This is a genomic window from Ruegeria sp. K7, assembly GCF_056531785.1.
Genome location: NZ_JBQFMJ010000015.1, coordinates 91,511 through 106,749, shown reverse-complemented (window position 1 = coordinate 106,749; position 15,239 = coordinate 91,511). Strand labels below are relative to the sequence as shown.

At 56.7% G+C, this 15,239-nt stretch carries 13 protein-coding genes; 8 read left to right on the top strand and 5 right to left on the bottom strand.

Annotated features, from left to right (window positions below; translation table 11 throughout):
* The 3 genes from ACR0FE_RS20000 to ACR0FE_RS19990 are packed head-to-tail and all read right to left on the bottom strand — an operon-like array spanning position 1 to position 2,736.
* Complete coding sequence (locus ACR0FE_RS20000; protein WP_170677620.1) at positions 1–567, bottom strand: pilus assembly protein; 567 nt, start codon at positions 565–567, stop codon at positions 1–3.
* A gap of 1 nt (position 568) precedes the next feature.
* On the bottom strand, positions 569–1,102 hold the full coding sequence (locus ACR0FE_RS19995; RefSeq protein WP_170616624.1) for a TadE family protein: 534 nt from the start codon (positions 1,100–1,102) through the stop codon (positions 569–571).
* Positions 1,099–2,736, bottom strand: a complete 1,638-nt coding sequence (locus ACR0FE_RS19990; RefSeq protein WP_170616622.1) for a Tad domain-containing protein — start codon at positions 2,734–2,736, stop codon at positions 1,099–1,101. The genes ACR0FE_RS19995 and ACR0FE_RS19990 overlap by 4 nt, the downstream gene beginning before the upstream one ends.
* Before the next feature lie 330 nt (positions 2,737–3,066).
* On the opposite strand from ACR0FE_RS19990, the gene ACR0FE_RS19985 reads away from it, so the two are divergent.
* The 4 genes from ACR0FE_RS19985 (at position 3,067) to rpoD (ending at position 9,061) form a co-directional block, all read left to right on the top strand.
* A complete protein-coding gene (locus ACR0FE_RS19985) occupies positions 3,067–4,497 on the top strand; it encodes a Glu/Leu/Phe/Val family dehydrogenase (protein WP_170616620.1) in 1,431 nt (476 codons plus the stop codon).
* 136 nt (positions 4,498–4,633) lie between these two features.
* Positions 4,634–4,930, top strand: coding sequence for a hypothetical protein (locus ACR0FE_RS19980; protein ID WP_170616618.1), 297 nt, complete (start codon positions 4,634–4,636; stop codon positions 4,928–4,930).
* Between the two features lie 78 nt (positions 4,931–5,008).
* The gene (gene dnaG, locus ACR0FE_RS19975) at positions 5,009–6,958 is read left to right on the top strand and encodes a DNA primase (RefSeq protein WP_480914838.1); all 1,950 of its coding nucleotides are present in this window, start codon (positions 5,009–5,011) and stop codon (positions 6,956–6,958) included.
* Positions 6,959–7,072: 114 nt separating this feature from the next.
* Positions 7,073–9,061, top strand: a complete 1,989-nt coding sequence (rpoD, locus tag ACR0FE_RS19970; protein WP_170677613.1) for an RNA polymerase sigma factor RpoD — start codon at positions 7,073–7,075, stop codon at positions 9,059–9,061.
* Between the two features lie 185 nt (positions 9,062–9,246).
* Here rpoD and ACR0FE_RS19965 read toward each other — a convergent pair whose 3' ends face one another.
* Complete coding sequence (locus tag ACR0FE_RS19965) at positions 9,247–10,269, bottom strand: AraC family transcriptional regulator (protein ID WP_480914836.1); 1,023 nt, start codon at positions 10,267–10,269, stop codon at positions 9,247–9,249.
* Between the two features lie 447 nt (positions 10,270–10,716).
* Here ACR0FE_RS19965 and ACR0FE_RS19960 point away from each other — a divergent pair, with 447 nt between their 5' ends.
* The 4 genes from ACR0FE_RS19960 (at position 10,717) to ribD (ending at position 13,236) form a co-directional block, all read left to right on the top strand.
* Positions 10,717–11,115: a hypothetical protein gene (locus ACR0FE_RS19960; protein ID WP_480441964.1), complete on the top strand. Its 399-nt coding sequence runs from the start codon at positions 10,717–10,719 to the stop codon at positions 11,113–11,115.
* An 18-nt stretch (positions 11,116–11,133) separates the two neighbouring features.
* Positions 11,134–11,547 (top strand): secondary thiamine-phosphate synthase enzyme YjbQ, encoded by a 414-nt coding sequence (locus ACR0FE_RS19955; RefSeq protein WP_480914867.1) that lies wholly within the window; start codon positions 11,134–11,136, stop codon positions 11,545–11,547.
* A 121-nt stretch (positions 11,548–11,668) separates the two neighbouring features.
* Complete coding sequence (gene nrdR, locus ACR0FE_RS19950) at positions 11,669–12,139, top strand: transcriptional regulator NrdR (protein ID WP_039525240.1); 471 nt, start codon at positions 11,669–11,671, stop codon at positions 12,137–12,139.
* The gene (ribD, locus tag ACR0FE_RS19945; protein WP_480914834.1) at positions 12,136–13,236 is read left to right on the top strand and encodes a bifunctional diaminohydroxyphosphoribosylaminopyrimidine deaminase/5-amino-6-(5-phosphoribosylamino)uracil reductase RibD; all 1,101 of its coding nucleotides are present in this window, start codon (positions 12,136–12,138) and stop codon (positions 13,234–13,236) included. The genes nrdR and ribD overlap by 4 nt, the downstream gene beginning before the upstream one ends.
* Here ribD and ACR0FE_RS19940 read toward each other — a convergent pair.
* Positions 13,233–15,239: a capsular polysaccharide biosynthesis protein gene (locus ACR0FE_RS19940; protein ID WP_480914832.1), complete on the bottom strand. Its 2,007-nt coding sequence runs from the start codon at positions 15,237–15,239 to the stop codon at positions 13,233–13,235. The two genes, ribD and ACR0FE_RS19940, sit on opposite strands and share 4 nt — an antisense overlap.

Genomic DNA, 15,239 nt, shown 5'->3' with positions numbered 1-15,239 from the left:
CTAGACCGAGGCCGCAATTTCGTTGGTAAAACGCGGGCGAGTAAAGACAAAGTTTTCGAAAGTAACTCCGGTTGCGAATTTAAATCCCGTGTAAAAAATCGGAACGTATTCATTTGACGTTTCAACCAGAATCAAAGTGTCTTGGTTGGGCATCGGCGGAAGCTGGGACCGAATTTCGTGAATGCTGTCATCTGTCCACTTGACGTCATAGCCGCGAGTCGACGACCACCGCACATAATGGCGATCATCTTCTTCATCGAAAACAATCAGCGAAACACGCAAATTCATTTGCGAATTATTGTTGACCATCTTCTCCATCAATTCGTGCAGAGAATCTATGTAAACATCTGTAATAGTTTGAGTTTCACGAGAGATAAGATCGCTTACGGTAAATGCGGCCTTCAGATTTGACGCGCTTTGACGGAAGCCTTCGAACGCGACGAAGGTCATCGATACCGTCCAGAACAGTAGTGGAAAGACCATGATGGCCTCTACGGTAATAATACCACGTTCATCCCGCCGAAACGATTTCAGACACTTTGCCATTTTTGTCATGATCGACGTCATCTTACAAAGGTTCCTGTACGAAGGCTGTCGTAGCCGTTAGCGCATATTGACCGGTTTCATCCACGAGGGTTTTGCCGATTGTCGAGGTCGGAAACACCGGATCAATCCGCGCGCATGCCCGCAGGATCATCAATTCATTGGATTGACCATTGGTGAAGTTCAGAACAGGATCTACCTGTTCGGAGTTGTCCGTGCAGTCAGGTGTATCGGACAGCACGACCCCGGTGAAGGCACTCTGACGGATCATCTCTAGCCGAAGGTTGGAGGAGCAGTTTTTGATGAACTGAGCCCGTGAACAAATGGTGTCTTTTAGTTCGTCGTGCTGCGGATTATTCCCTGTTCCAAGTCGAATGTCGCGAACGGTCTGGTCAACAGCACGTTCCAACATACCCTGCTGTGTCGTCAATAATGTCAGTTCTGCGCCTGCTAGGATGAAAAACATGAACGCCGGAAAGATAATAGCGAATTCAATCGTGGCGTTTCCATCTTCAGACCCAAATAACCGGTGCATCAGAGGCAAAATACTCTGAGTCATTGTGTCAACCTCAGTTTGCGGATCGATGATGCGATCGAAGAAAAGGCGTCTTCAAGCGACAGTCCGCTCACGTCGTAGACATGGCTGTGCGAGCTAGCGCAGTCCCGAAGAACCCGATAGCCACTTCTTGGTGCTTCGAAGGCGATACCATATACGATAATGCCCTCGTCTTTTGCTGCGTCACAGATGTGTTTGGTGTGCTGGTTCTTGGCAGCGGTTTCTACTTTGGAGAACGCTGCAGAGTACCACTCAGCCCAGGCACTGGACTGCCAGTAGTAGTTGTAATTGGCGTTCCAAGCCAAAGACACACGGTTGAACAGTTGCGGGTATGTCAGGCGGAAAGCCGTACCCACCTCTTCGTTGTCGGCAGTTTCGGGCTCAGGGTTGCCGAACGGATGGTCTGCCCACTGGTCTTGCTGAGGCCAGAAAAAGTTCGGCTGTCCCTGCGAGTGATAAACGGTGTATTCTTCTGCTTCGGGGTTGTACCATACGTCCGACATACCTTCCCTCAGTGACGGATTCAGCATGTACTGATCGGTGTTCTTTCCATCGGTCATAACGATCACAATTTTCAGAACGTCCGAGTCATAGTTTGTCGGACGATTCGCAAACTTGGAAGGGACTATTGTCTTCGGCGCATATGCCGCATCCGTTTCAAGGGACAGATCGGAGACAATACCGCTCATGCCGGGATCAAGAAGCGCAACGCCCCATTTCATTCCAACATCAATCGACGTGTTTCCGCCGGGTGAAAGAAGTGCGATCTGGTCAAGCAATTTGCCCAGGTCATCCGTGACAGGTGTGATCGCGCTGCCGGCGCGGACAGGGCAAACAGGCAGAGTGATCGAACCCTCAGAATAAGTGAACGGGTCAAAATGCGCTGTCCGTTCCAGCCTGTCACCCCGCAGGAGATCGGAATCACTGTATTGCTCAGGGATAAAATTCACGCAGTGCGAATAGCTATGCTCCTGCGTGACATTCGTGAATTGGTCCAGCAGGGAAGCGCCCGCATTAACCTGCGTCGCATAGGGTATAAGCGAGATCGATATCTGGCTTTCACCTGGTTTGTCGAGCATCAGTTTAACGAAATCAGATGCTGCTTCTTTCAGAACATCGATTTTGCTGATCCCCGGGGTGGCCGAATTTTCGGACATTGAACCCGAAATATCGAGAACCAGCGAAATTTCAACGGCTCCGATTGATTCTTCAGCGGCGCTGGCTGCGGTCGCGGTCAAAGTTTTGATACCTGACAGGGCCATGAAATTTGTCGGTATCACTGCTTCGGCCGTCGCATAAACTCTTCGCGTACCAAAACTGTCTTGTACGTCGACGGTCTTGAGATTTTCCAAAAGCCCTGCCTTGTCGAGATAGGACTCAACAACGGTCTTCGGGCTTTCTTTCTGATCCAAATCGGCTGCGGCGAGAACGGCGCGGTCCAGAGTGGCCTGTAGTTTGGCTCTGTCGCGTTCATGGTTCATTAAATCGACGCCGACACCCGCTGCGGCCAACATTCCCAAAAAAACAAACAGCACAAAATATGAAAATGTGCCGTCTTCATTTTCGACGAACTGCCGCAACGTGGAAGATTTGCGTTTCTGCAAAATGCTACCGGCAATAAGCGAGAACTTTTTCATTTTGATGCCTCCGCTTCGCACATAACGTGTGCGACATAGGAAAATAAAATTGGGTTAAAGCTAGCTTTGAAACATGGCGTCAATTGGGCAAAAAAGGCCTGGTTTTGACCTTTTCGCCACTCAAGTGAGGATAATATAGGTATGCTAAAGGGTCTGTTTGTGTTTTGGCGACAATCTCCTGCAACTCGGCCAAACCAAACGACTCAGTAACAGTTGCGCATACGCCTTGAGGGCATTCTTATTAAAAAAGTGCAGTTGGGCGTTGCGGCTTTCCATGAAGGGTGCGACAAAAAGTCGTGACATATGTCAGTTTCCGGTACGGAGGAATTTATGACCGGCATTATTGAACCCAGCTTTCGTAAAAGTGTTGACCTGATGTTCAACAGGGCCGCGTCCCTGATGGATCTGCCGCCGGGACTTGAAGAGAAGATCCGGGTGTGCAACGCCACATATACCGTCCGTTTCGGTGTGCGCCTGCGCGGTGATATCCATACATTTACCGGATACAGGTCGGTCCATTCCGAACACATGGAGCCGGTCAAAGGCGGTATTCGCTATGCCATGGAAGTCAATCAGGACGAGGTCGAGGCGCTGGCTGCCTTGATGACGTACAAGTGCGCGCTGGTCGAGACGCCGTTCGGGGGCTCCAAAGGCGGCTTGTGTATTGACCCGCGTCAGTATGAAGAACACGAACTGGAACAGATCACCCGACGGTTTGCCTATGAACTGGCAAAACGCGACCTGATCAACCCATCGCAGAACGTGCCCGCCCCGGACATGGGAACCGGCGAGCGTGAGATGGCCTGGATGGCCGACCAATACGCGCGCATGAATACGACGGATATCAATGCGCGTGCTTGTGTGACGGGCAAGCCTCTCAACGCGGGTGGTATCGCGGGGCGCGTCGAAGCAACCGGTCGCGGAATTCAGTATGCGCTGCGTGAATTCTTCCGGCACCCGGACGACATCGAGAAGGCCGGCTTGTCCGGAAGTCTGGATGGCAAGCGCGTGATCGTTCAGGGGCTTGGAAACGTGGGCTATCACGCCGCAAAGTTCCTGAGCGAGGAAGATGGCGCGCGCGTTATCGGGATCATTGAGCGGGACGGTGCCCTGCACAATCCGGATGGCATCGACGTTGAATCGGTGCGGAACTGGATTGTGAAGCATGGCGGCGTCAGCGGCTATCCGGATGCGGCGCATACCGCAGAGGGCGCTGCCGTCCTTGAGGCCGAATGTGACATTCTGATCCCGGCGGCACTGGAAGGTGTCATCAACCTTTCCAACGCAGAAAGGATCAAGGCGCCGTTGATTATCGAGGCCGCGAATGGTCCGGTGACTGCCGGTGCGGACGATATCCTTCGGAAAAAGGGCGTCGTTATCATTCCGGACATGTACGCAAACGCGGGCGGTGTGACCGTTTCTTATTTCGAATGGGTCAAGAACCTGAGCCATATCCGGTTTGGGCGGATGCAGCGCCGGCAGGAGGAAGCTCGCCACGAACTGATTGTCAGCGAACTTGAGCGGCTGGACAGATATCTGGGCGACGCGTGGTCAATGTCCCCGAACTTCAAGTCCAAGTACCTCAGGGGCGCGGACGAACTGGAACTGGTTCGCTCGGGGTTGGATGACACGATGCGTATCGCCTATCAGTCGATGCGTGAGGTCTGGCACAACCGCGATGATGTCGAGGACCTGCGGACTGCGGCGTATATCGTCGCCATCGACAGAGTTGCCAAAAGCTATCGGGCCAAGGGACTTTGATGCATTGAGGCGATCCGGGCGCAAGGTAACCCGGGTCGCCTCCGATCAATTCAACGAATTCGGGAAATCGGTTGTGGCGGGCGCTTTGGCGCACAGGTAAGTTGCCGCGAGTGAAACGAATCCCGGGGGACTTTCAATGTTGCGCATCGCCATCGCCGCCATTCTTTTGGCAACGCCTCTGGCCGCGGCTGAGACCAAAGAACAAAGCTGCAAGTATCAGGCCGACGTGGTGGCCGCTATTCAGAACGCCCGCCTGGATCGCGTCAAGGAACGCGATGTTGCGAAGGCGGTCGCTGACAGCGGCCCGACCTGGCCCGAAAACTACAATGCAGCGATTCCGTTGATCACCCCTTGGGTGTATGAGCAAAAGATGCGCGACGTTCGCAAAAAGGATCTGGGCGCGGCCTGGCTGGAGCTATGTCTTCAGCAATAATCCACAGCTGGCTATATTCCTTGTGGATAAGCGCGCCATCCTCTTGGCGCGCGTTTTCATTTCTGGCAGGTTCGACACATGTCATTGCCCCCCGGTTTCCTGGATGAATTGCGCACCCGGCTAAGCCTGTCTCAGGTCGTCGGACGCAAAGTCATGTGGGATCAGCGCAAGTCCAATCAGGGCAAGGGTGACATGTGGGCGCCGTGCCCGTTCCATCACGAAAAGACGGCTTCGTTTCATGTCGACGACCAGAAGGGGTTCTACTACTGCTTCGGATGCCACGCCAAAGGCGACGCGATCAGTTTTGTGAAAGAGACCGAGAATGTCTCGTTCATCGAAGCAGTCGAGATTCTGGCGCGCGAGGCGGGTATGCCCATGCCGCAACGCGACCCGAAAGCACAGGAAAAACAGGACCGCCGCGCGCAACTGGCTGATGTGATGGAGCAGGCCGCCCAGTTCTTTCGCCTGCAACTCAAGACCGGGGCAGGTGGGGCCGCGCGGGATTATCTGACGCGTCGCGGGCTTAACGAGCAGGCGTTGGACCGGTGGGAAATCGGCTTTGCCCCGGATGGCTGGCAAGCGCTGTGGGATCATCTGCGGGGCAAGAACGTGGCCGAGGATCTGATCCTCGGGGCCGGGCTGGCCAAACCCTCGAACAAGGGCAAGAAGCCCTATGACACATTCCGCAACCGGATCATGTACCCGATCCGTGATCCTCGCGGGCGTTGCATTGCGTTTGGTGGCCGCGCGATGGACCCCAATGACAACGCGAAGTACCTGAACTCGCCCGAGACGGAGTTGTTCGACAAAGGCCGGAGCCTTTACAATCAGGGTCCCGCGCGGCAGGCGGCCGGGAAGGGGCAGCCCCTGATCGTGGCCGAAGGCTACATGGATGTGATCGCGCTGGCCGAGGCTGGATTTGAGGCGGCGGTTGCGCCGCTGGGAACCGCGATTACCGAACACCAGCTACAACTGCTGTGGCGCATCTCGGATGAACCGATCATTGCGCTGGATGGCGACACGGCCGGCCTGCGGGCGGCGATGCGGGCCGTCGATCTGGCTTTGCCGCTTCTGGAAGCCGGAAAATCCCTGCGCTTTGCACTGATGCCCGAAGGCAAAGACCCCGACGATCTTTTGCACGCCGAAGGGCCTGCGGCTGTGCAGGCCGTGTTGGAAGGTGCCATGCCCATGGTCAAGCTACTGTGGCAGCGTGAGACCGAGGGAATAGTTTTCGACAGCCCGGAGCGTAGAGCGGCTTTGGAGCGTGCTCTGAAGGACAAGACGGCGTTGATCCGAGATGCATCAATACGCTCTCATTATGAACGGGAAGTCAAAGACCTGTGCTGGCAGCTTTTCCGTCCGCAACGCCAACCGCAAAACCGCCAATGGCAGTCGGGCGGCAAATGGAAGCCACAAAAACAGCCTGCTTCGCCGGGCGCGCGCGCCTCGTTTCTGGCCTCGTCCGAGAATGCAGATATCCAGATGCGCGAAGCGGTCATTCTGGCCATCGCCATTCTGAACCCCAAGGTTGTCGTGCAGTTCGAACACCAGTTGGAGGAGATGGACTGCCACGATCCAGACCACTCGGCGCTGCGCGAGGTCATCCTGCGCCACGCAATTGATGACCCGGACAATCTGAAAGATCACATAGTGGGAACTTTGGGGGCCGAACCCCTTGAAAACCTTCTGGCCCTTCGCCATGTCGCAGTCATCCCCTGCGTGCACAAACCGGGCGACGTGGAAAAGGCCGAGATGACGCTGGCCGAGGAACTCGCAAAAATCAAAGCGCTCCGGGGGTTGGATGCTGAGATTGCCGAAGCTGCGGAGGAACTGTCCGAACTGGCAGATGAGGCGCTGACCTATCGGCTGGCGCAAGCCGCCGAAGAGCGCAACCGTACAAGCCGCAGCCAGAATGAGGACAGGGCCGTTTTTGACATCGCCGACAACGGCGCGCGGATCAACCGCGACGAGAAAGACGCGTTCGAGGCCATCATGTCCGGCATCAAATTCGAACGGAAACGCCGCTAAAGTGATGTTTTCGTAAGGCACTGGAAAAGAAAAACGGGTAAACGGGTGGCCGAATCACTTCTACGCGCTAATGATTCGGTTCAAACGAATCACCCATCCCTGCAGGAGCATTGAATGGCCGCCAAAGACACGTCCGAAGATCGCAAATCAGACGAGCAGGAACAGGAAATCTCGCTGGACATGAGCCAGGCCCAGGTCAAGAAGATGATCGCCGAGGCCCGCGAGAAGGGCTACATCACCTACGACCAGCTCAATCAGGTTCTGCCGCCTGATCAGGTCAGTTCGGAACAGATCGAAGACGTTATGTCGATGCTGTCCGAGATGGGCATCAACATCATCGAAGATGAAGAGGCCGAAGAAGAAGAGAACAAAGGCTCGACCGAACTGACCACAACGGAAAGCAACCGTGAGGTTGCGTTGTCGGGTGCCGCCACCGAGAAACTGGATCGCACCGACGACCCCGTGCGCATGTATCTGCGCGAGATGGGCAGCGTCGAGCTGCTGAGCCGGGAAGGTGAGATTGCAATCGCCAAGCGGATCGAAGCCGGCCGCAACACGATGATCGCCGGTCTGTGTGAAAGCCCGTTGACCTTCCAGGCCATCACGATCTGGCATGACGAACTTTTGTCCGAAGACATTCTGCTGCGCGACGTTATCGATCTGGAAACCACGTTCGGCAACCAGATGGACGAGGACGGCGATGTCGAGGAGCCGGTGGTGGACACTTCAGCGGTTCAGGCTGCCAAACCCGCCAAAGACACCGGGCCCGAGCTGGACGCGGATGGCAACCCAATCGCCACCGACGACGACGACGATGAAGACGAACAGGCCAACATGTCGCTGGCCGCGATGGAGACAGCGCTTAAAGAGCAGGTTCTGACCACGCTCGAGCGGATTTCGTCTGATTTCGCGATGCTATCCGAAATGCAGGACAGCCGTATTTCGGCAACGTTGAATGAAGATGGATCTTTCACCGCCAAGGATGAGGAGACCTATCAGAAACTGCGGGCCGAGATCGTAGAGCTTGTGAATGGCCTGCACCTGCACAATAACCGGATCGATGCGCTGATCGACCAGCTTTACGGCATCAACCGCCGCGTCATGTCGCTGGACAGTTCGATGGTGAAGCTGGCGGATCAGGCGCGTATCAACCGCCGTGAGTTTATTGATGAGTATCGTGGTCGCGAACTGGATCCGAACTGGCTGGCCGAGATGGCCGAAAAACCGGGCCGCGGCTGGCAGATGTTCATCGAACGCTCGACCGACAAGGTCGAGGAACTGCGCAACGATATGGCTCAGGTCGGGCAATATGTCGGTCTGGACATCAGCGAATTCCGCCGCATCGTTCAGCAGGTTCAAAAGGGCGAGAAAGAGGCACGTCAGGCCAAGAAAGAAATGGTCGAGGCCAACCTGCGCTTGGTGATCTCGATTGCCAAGAAGTACACGAACCGTGGCCTGCAATTCCTTGATCTTATTCAGGAAGGGAATATCGGCCTGATGAAGGCGGTCGACAAGTTCGAATACCGTCGCGGCTACAAGTTCTCGACCTATGCGACCTGGTGGATCCGTCAGGCGATCACGCGCTCGATCGCGGATCAGGCCCGCACCATCCGTATTCCGGTCCACATGATCGAAACGATCAACAAACTGGTTCGGACCGGTCGTCAGATGCTGCACGAAATCGGACGCGAGCCGACGCCGGAAGAATTGGCCGAAAAGCTGCAGATGCCGCTGGAAAAGGTTCGCAAGGTGATGAAGATCGCCAAGGAACCGATCAGCCTCGAGACGCCGATCGGCGACGAGGAAGACAGCCAGTTGGGCGATTTCATCGAGGACAAGAATGCCGTGTTGCCGCTGGACAGCGCCATTCAGGAAAACCTCAAGGAAACAACTACCCGGGTTCTGGCTTCGCTTACCCCGCGTGAGGAACGCGTTCTGCGGATGCGCTTTGGCATCGGTATGAACACAGACCACACGCTGGAGGAGGTTGGCCAGCAGTTCAGCGTGACGCGCGAACGGATCCGACAGATCGAGGCGAAAGCGCTGCGCAAACTGAAGCATCCCAGCCGGTCAAGAAAACTGCGGTCCTTCCTGGATCAGTAGCTACAAAGGCGCCCTGATCGAAGCGCCTTTTTCTTTTCCCGGACCGTTCACATCTTGTTGTCCTGTCTGAAAGTCAAATTGGCGAGAACTCACAAGAAGAGGGACAGCGGGATTTCTATATCCGTCTGGTCCACTCATGGGACGGGCCGGGGCGAGATGGTCTCATCGATGACCCCCGGCTACGCTCAAACGCGGTTCAGCGGGCGATCGACGCGGCCGCGAAATGTGGTCGGAGGCTGGCCGGTCCATCGTTTGAACGCCGTCGAAAACGCGGCCTGATCGGCATACCCCAGAGAATCGAAAATCTCGGACAGGTTCATCCCGTTTCGCAGAACGGTCTGCGCAAGATCACATCGCAGGTCTTCAACGATGTTGCGATAGCTGGTCCCTTCATCGGCCAGCCTGCGGGCCAGTGTGCGAGGGCTAAGACCCAAATCGGCAGCTGCCTGATCTGCCTGGATTATGTTTCCGGGCAGGGACCGGGTGATCAGCCCTTCGACCCTTGCGCGTGTTTTTTGCCTTGGTGATTGCCGGTCGGCCAGCAAACGCTCGGCATAGTCAAGCAGATGGGCGCGCAGTGTAGGGTCGTAAGTTGGAATTGGAAGATCAAGCGAGGACAGCGACAGGACGATGCACATCCGTTCGGCGCCGAAAACTACTGGAAACCCTCCTACTTTCTCATATTCCGCAGCGCGTTGACCGATTTCATGCTGAAAGCGCATCTCGACGGGGTGAAAATCTGACTGGGTCAGGGCGCGCAGTCGGGCTATGGCCGCAAATAGCAGGAACTCGGTGCGTCTGTGATAGCGGGAATAACTGGCGTCCTTCCAGTCGATTTCAAACACTGCCGAGTCGTCTGAAAGGCGCAGATTGAAAATCAGCGCAGGATCAATCATCCAGTGAAAGTAGCACGTGTTCTCAATGGCTTGGCGTAAGTTCCTGGAGTATTTACTGATATAGGCCGTAAGAGTAGATGACTCATCAAATCGGATGCCTGCCCGGGCGGCAAAAGTGATGTCATTGACCGCATCGCAGGCATACCGGACAAACTGGGCCTCTTTTGTTGCATGGTAAGTGGTTGTCGGCGGGGCAATTCCAGCCCGACTGAGCCCGCTTTGCCGCAGGACGTGATCCGTCAGCTCAGATTGTCCGGTTTCTTCGTCCAGTGTCTTTGCCAATCGCTGAATGCGACAAATATCAACTTCCATGGCTCGGCGTAATCCGTTCTCAAATCTGAAGCTGATCTTAATACCAAAGATCCGCCGCGCACCAACTTTTGTCGCGGAATCCGAGTTTTGTGGGACGGCTTTCGGTGCGATTGGCAAATTCACACAAGGATTTGACTGGTGTACACATGACCGAGTTTTGACAATTCTTATGTACATATTGCTGTCGGGTCCGCGCCTTTTGGGGAAGAGGCCAGAGCCCAGAGAGCCGGACTACCACCCCGGTTCAAAGGGTTCCCCGACACGCTGCACCCACAAGATCGTTTTCTTTTTATTGAGTTTTTTGGCTTGGCCGGAAAATGCTTGGGCAGGTCCGGGGGCACCGGTTCACAGATTTTGGCTGTGCGTCTGAATAGATTGTGAGGACCACTGTTCCGCCGATGCTGGCATACTAGTCTATGCGGCAGTCAGAAACAGGAAAGGTCGAAAATGATGAAACGGGTCATGACTTCAATGGTTCTTGCCACTGTGGCGATCTCCGCTCCGATGACAGCCGGGGCCGCGCCCAACGGGTTTCAGACGGTTGCCGTCAACAATTCGGTTTTTGAGGTGATCCCAAGAGCACGCCAGGATGTAGACGGTTATTGGTGCGCCGCGGCCGATTTCGCGCGCCGGACGCTTGGCGCCGGTTGGCAGCAACGGGTGTATGTTGTCCGGGGTTATGGCCCAAGCGAGGCGACAGGTCGCCGAACGGCTGTTCAGTTTTCCCTGACACCACCGAAAAACGCACCTCAGCAAAGCAGTGTGTCGCTTGGCTTTCAGGTTGGTGAAAGCATGTCGGTACAGGGCGCAAATGGACGGTGTAACCGCCGGCAGTTCATAAACTAGGTAATGGTAAGCAGAGCTTTGCAGATCGAATTCACCATCTCAACACGCGGCGCCGGTCTCTATGAATTTACAGGCGACGTTTGTCGATGGATGAGTTCGGTTGCAGGCGACGGTTTGCTTACGCTGTTCGTCAGGCATACATCCTGCTCTCTGCTTATTCAGGAAAACGCGGATCCCGAGGTTCAGAGTGATCTGCATGCGTTCTTTGAACGGCTCGTGCCTCCGTCAGATCATCCTTCGATGGCGTATTTGAGGCACACTTACGAAGGCCCTGACGATATGCCGGCACATATCAAAGCGGCCCTTATGCCGGTTTCACTTTCCATACCTGTTGCGGCGGGGCGGCCTGTGCTTGGGACGTGGCAGGGGATCTATCTGTTCGAACACCGCACCGCACCGCATGTACGTCGAGTCGCTGCACATTTTGCATGACCCCTTTATATTGCGGTGAAAAATTCCGACTACCCAAATCCTAGCGGCTGCCCTATAGTTGTGGATAAGTAAGCCGCAGCGCTTACAAAAAGAGGCGGAACAAGGGACGAGGAGACGGCGGATGCGCTGCCCGTTTTGCGGAAATATCGATACTCAGGTCAAGGATTCACGCCCGGCAGAGGATCACGTCGCGATCCGCAGGCGGCGGTTCTGTCCGGCCTGTGGCGGACGCTTTACCACCTATGAACGGGTGCAGTTGCGCGATCTTGTGGTGATCAAGACCAACGGCAAGCGCGAGGATTTTGACCGGGATAAACTGGAGCGTTCGATCCGGATCTCGATGCAGAAACGCCCCATCGATCCGGACAGGATCGATCAGATGATCTCGGGTATCGTGCGGCGCCTGGAAAGCATGGGCGACACGGATATCCCGTCCAACAAAATCGGTGAAATCGTCATGGAAGCGCTGGCCCGGATTGATACGGTGGCGTATGTTCGCTTTGCGAGCGTTTACAAGAATTTCCAGGCGGCCGATGATTTCGAGGAGTTTGTCCACGAACTGCGCCCGCCGCAGCCTTCGACGGACGAGTGAGCGAAACAGATAAGCGATATATGGCGCTGGCTTTATCCTTGGGTCAGCGCGGGCAAGGCACGTGTTGGCCCAACCCTTCCGTAGGGTGTGTTATCGTGCGTGATGGCCGGATCGTCGGTCGCGGGTGGACGCAGCCGGGCGGGCGCCCTCATGCCGAGACCGAAGCTCTGAAACAGGCCGGAGATGCCGCGCATGGCGCAACCGCCTATGTTTCGCTAGAACCTTGTTCCCATCATGGCAAAACACCTCCTTGCGCGCAGGCCCTGATTGACGCCGGCGTGGGGCGGGTCGTTTCAGCCATCGAAGACAGCGACCCGCGTGTGGCCGGGCAGGGCCTGGCCATGCTGCGTGAGGCCGGTATCAAAGTGACAACCGGCGTGCTGGATGAACATGCGGCCAAGGCCCATGCGGGTTTTTTTCTGAAGACCGAACAGGGCCGCCCATTTGTAACTTTGAAACTGGCCAGCAGTTTTGACGGGCGGATTGCAACGTCCAGCGGTCATAGCCAGTGGATTACTGGACCCGAAGCGCGGCGTCTGGTCCACGCCATGCGGGCGCATCACGACGCGGTACTGATCGGCGCGGGCACCGCGCGTGCGGATGACCCATCCCTGACAGTGCGTGATCTGGGCATTGCGTCACAGCCGGTTCGGGTCGTTGTATCGCGCCATCTGGACCTGCCGCTGATGGGGCAGCTTGCGCGCACAGCCTCTGACGTTCCTGTCTGGATATGTCACGGCCCGCATCCGGATCCGGATCGTGCCAATGCCTGGCAGGGCATGGGTGCGCGCCTGATCCCGTGTGCATTGCAGGAACACCACATTGATCCGGCGGACCTGTTGCAGCAGCTTGGACATGCCGGCCTGACACGTATCTTTTGCGAAGGCGGTTCCGCTCTGGCCGCATCGTTACTGGCGGCGGATCTGGTCGATGAACTGGTCGGGTTCAGTGCCGGGCTGACCATCGGTGCGGAAGGCCTGTCTGCGATTGGGGCGCTGGGTCTTGATAAACTGAACGAAGCGCCCCGGTTCGACCTGATCGAAACACGCGCTGTTGGCGGTGATATTTTGCATCGCTGGTCGCGGGCCTTGCGCTAGCGCCCGCGCCACAGGTGAGCATGGGTTGCGAATGCACCCTGAAGCTTTGACAGCAGACGATTCAAAGGCCCGTGTGGAGCATCATACCCCTCGGCCAGTCGTTGCAGTACGACCTCAACCGGGCAGGGCAGGCCTGTTTTCGGATCCAGATAGCGGGGGTAGTCGATAAGGACGGCATGAACCAGACCCGACAGGCTGGGTCGCGCGCCTCGCCGGGCGGGAACTGTACCCAGATCCTGCGTCAAACCCCATCCAGCATAGAATGGCGCGCCAAGCGTTGTCACCGGGACACCACGCAAAAGGGCCTCGAACCCCATGAGTGACGTCATGGTCCAGACCTCATGTACCTGTGGCAACAGAATGCCCGGGTTTGTGTGCGGAACAATGATATCTGCCAGACCTTCGGCTTCGATTGCGCCTTCCCGAAGACCCGCCTCGACATCTGGATGAGGTTTGTAGATCAGGATCGCGTCCGGGTTTGCTTCACGCGCAGCCCTTAGCAGGTCCAAATTCGAGCGCACGGTTCCACAGCCCAGCAGGATGGAGGCGTCGTCCTTGACCTGACCCGGGATCAGGATGCGGTGCCCGACCGGCAATTCGGGCGGGTGGGTGCCGGTATTGTATTTGCTCAGACTGTTCGAGATGATTTGGGTAACCAGCCGCTCGGCCCGGAGCGCCTGATCGGGTCGCAGGTTTTCCCGGGCCGTGATCAGGTTTTCCAGTTGGCTGGGGCGCGTCGGGTCATAGTAAATTCCCAGATCGTCCGTCACCAGCGACAGCGGAGGCACAAGATTGGCGCCCAGCCCCCGTGATCGTAAAAACCCGTCTTCAACCCTGGTAACGCCGTCCAGATCCCGCGCCTGATTGGCCCACACCATATGAGGCCGTTGCGAAGCGCCAGGAGGATCGGCAGTGAAACGAATTTTGCGCTGTCGGCCGAACATCCGCTGCAGGTGCGGTCGTTTCCACAGTCGCATGCCCGATGCGGTCCAGCCGCCATGATCCTGCCGCCAGGCGCGTGACTGCGCCTCGAGCGTGTTTAACAGGGTCTCAAGCTCGCACAACTGGTCGCGGTACGGATCGTACCATGTTGGATAAAGCAGCATCGCAGCGGCGAACAATTGCGCGCGGGTCAGGTTTCTCTGGCGTCTTGCAAGAGGTGTTTCATCCTGAGTGAGCCCCCATCCGGCGTAGAAGGGCTGCCCGAACACCCGGGGCTTGTGGCCGGCGAGAATGGCTTCGAACCCCAGTTGTGAAGACAGTGTGTAGACACCAATCGCGCCTTCCAGCAGGGTCCAGGGGCTGACCGGATCATTGAAAAACCGCACCCTGCCAGACAGGTCCTGATCGGTAAAGTGGCCGGGCCGGTGCCCTGACTGCGTTTCCGGATGTGTCTTTATCAGGATTTCGGCACCCGGGTTTTCCTCTTGCGCGATGACCAGCATCTCGCGGAAGCGGGCCGTGTCCCCCTTGCTGGCAGTTACGGCGGCGTCGCCCATGGTCTGGTCGACAACCAGAACATAGCCGGGGTCCGGGGCTTGGACGTCTGGATCAAAGGCTGAATACTTGCTCAGGTGCAGTTCCTGCATTCGCGCCATCGCGCCGCGCGCACGGTCCAGCAGGGCCGTGTCGTCCAGCGGATGTCTGGCCAGCAGGGTTTCCAGATCCGACGGTTGATCAGGGTCGAAGTGCAGACCTGAACGGTCCAGCAGCAAACCCAGCGGCGGTTCGCCTGAGCGCCCCGGGTGCAAGGACCGAAGAAAGGCATCCTCGACCCGCAATGCCGGTGTCTGGCGCTTCGACGCGATCTTCAGCCCGCGATGCGCGGTTGGGCTGTTGCCCCAGACACCAACCAGATCACCGGGCTTCGGCAGGCCCAGACGAATATCAAACCCGGCCAGAGACAGTATCCGCCAGATGCGCCGTGATGTGAGAAACCCGCCGTTGTAGGCAAACAGCCGGGTGCGTTCAGCCCCGGCTGCGGTGTCCTCTTGCGGCAACAT

What these genes read in the sequence shown, in the direction of transcription:
- ACR0FE_RS20000 (WP_170677620.1), bottom strand. Translation starts at nt 567, where the DNA reads ATGACGTCGATCATGACAAAAATGGCAAAGTGTCTGAAATCGTTTCGG.
- ACR0FE_RS19995 (WP_170616624.1), bottom strand. Translation starts at nt 1,102, where the DNA reads ATGACTCAGAGTATTTTGCCTCTGATGCACCGGTTATTTGGGTCTGAA.
- ACR0FE_RS19990 (WP_170616622.1), bottom strand. Translation starts at nt 2,736, where the DNA reads ATGAAAAAGTTCTCGCTTATTGCCGGTAGCATTTTGCAGAAACGCAAA.
- ACR0FE_RS19985 (WP_170616620.1), top strand. Translation starts at nt 3,067, where the DNA reads ATGACCGGCATTATTGAACCCAGCTTTCGTAAAAGTGTTGACCTGATG.
- ACR0FE_RS19980 (WP_170616618.1), top strand. Translation starts at nt 4,634, where the DNA reads ATGTTGCGCATCGCCATCGCCGCCATTCTTTTGGCAACGCCTCTGGCC.
- dnaG (WP_480914838.1), top strand. Translation starts at nt 5,009, where the DNA reads ATGTCATTGCCCCCCGGTTTCCTGGATGAATTGCGCACCCGGCTAAGC.
- rpoD (WP_170677613.1), top strand. Translation starts at nt 7,073, where the DNA reads ATGGCCGCCAAAGACACGTCCGAAGATCGCAAATCAGACGAGCAGGAA.
- ACR0FE_RS19965 (WP_480914836.1), bottom strand. Translation starts at nt 10,269, where the DNA reads ATGGAAGTTGATATTTGTCGCATTCAGCGATTGGCAAAGACACTGGAC.
- ACR0FE_RS19960 (WP_480441964.1), top strand. Translation starts at nt 10,717, where the DNA reads ATGATGAAACGGGTCATGACTTCAATGGTTCTTGCCACTGTGGCGATC.
- nrdR (WP_039525240.1), top strand. Translation starts at nt 11,669, where the DNA reads ATGCGCTGCCCGTTTTGCGGAAATATCGATACTCAGGTCAAGGATTCA.
- ACR0FE_RS19940 (WP_480914832.1), bottom strand. Translation starts at nt 15,239, where the DNA reads ATGTTGCCGCAAGAGGACACCGCAGCCGGGGCTGAACGCACCCGGCTG.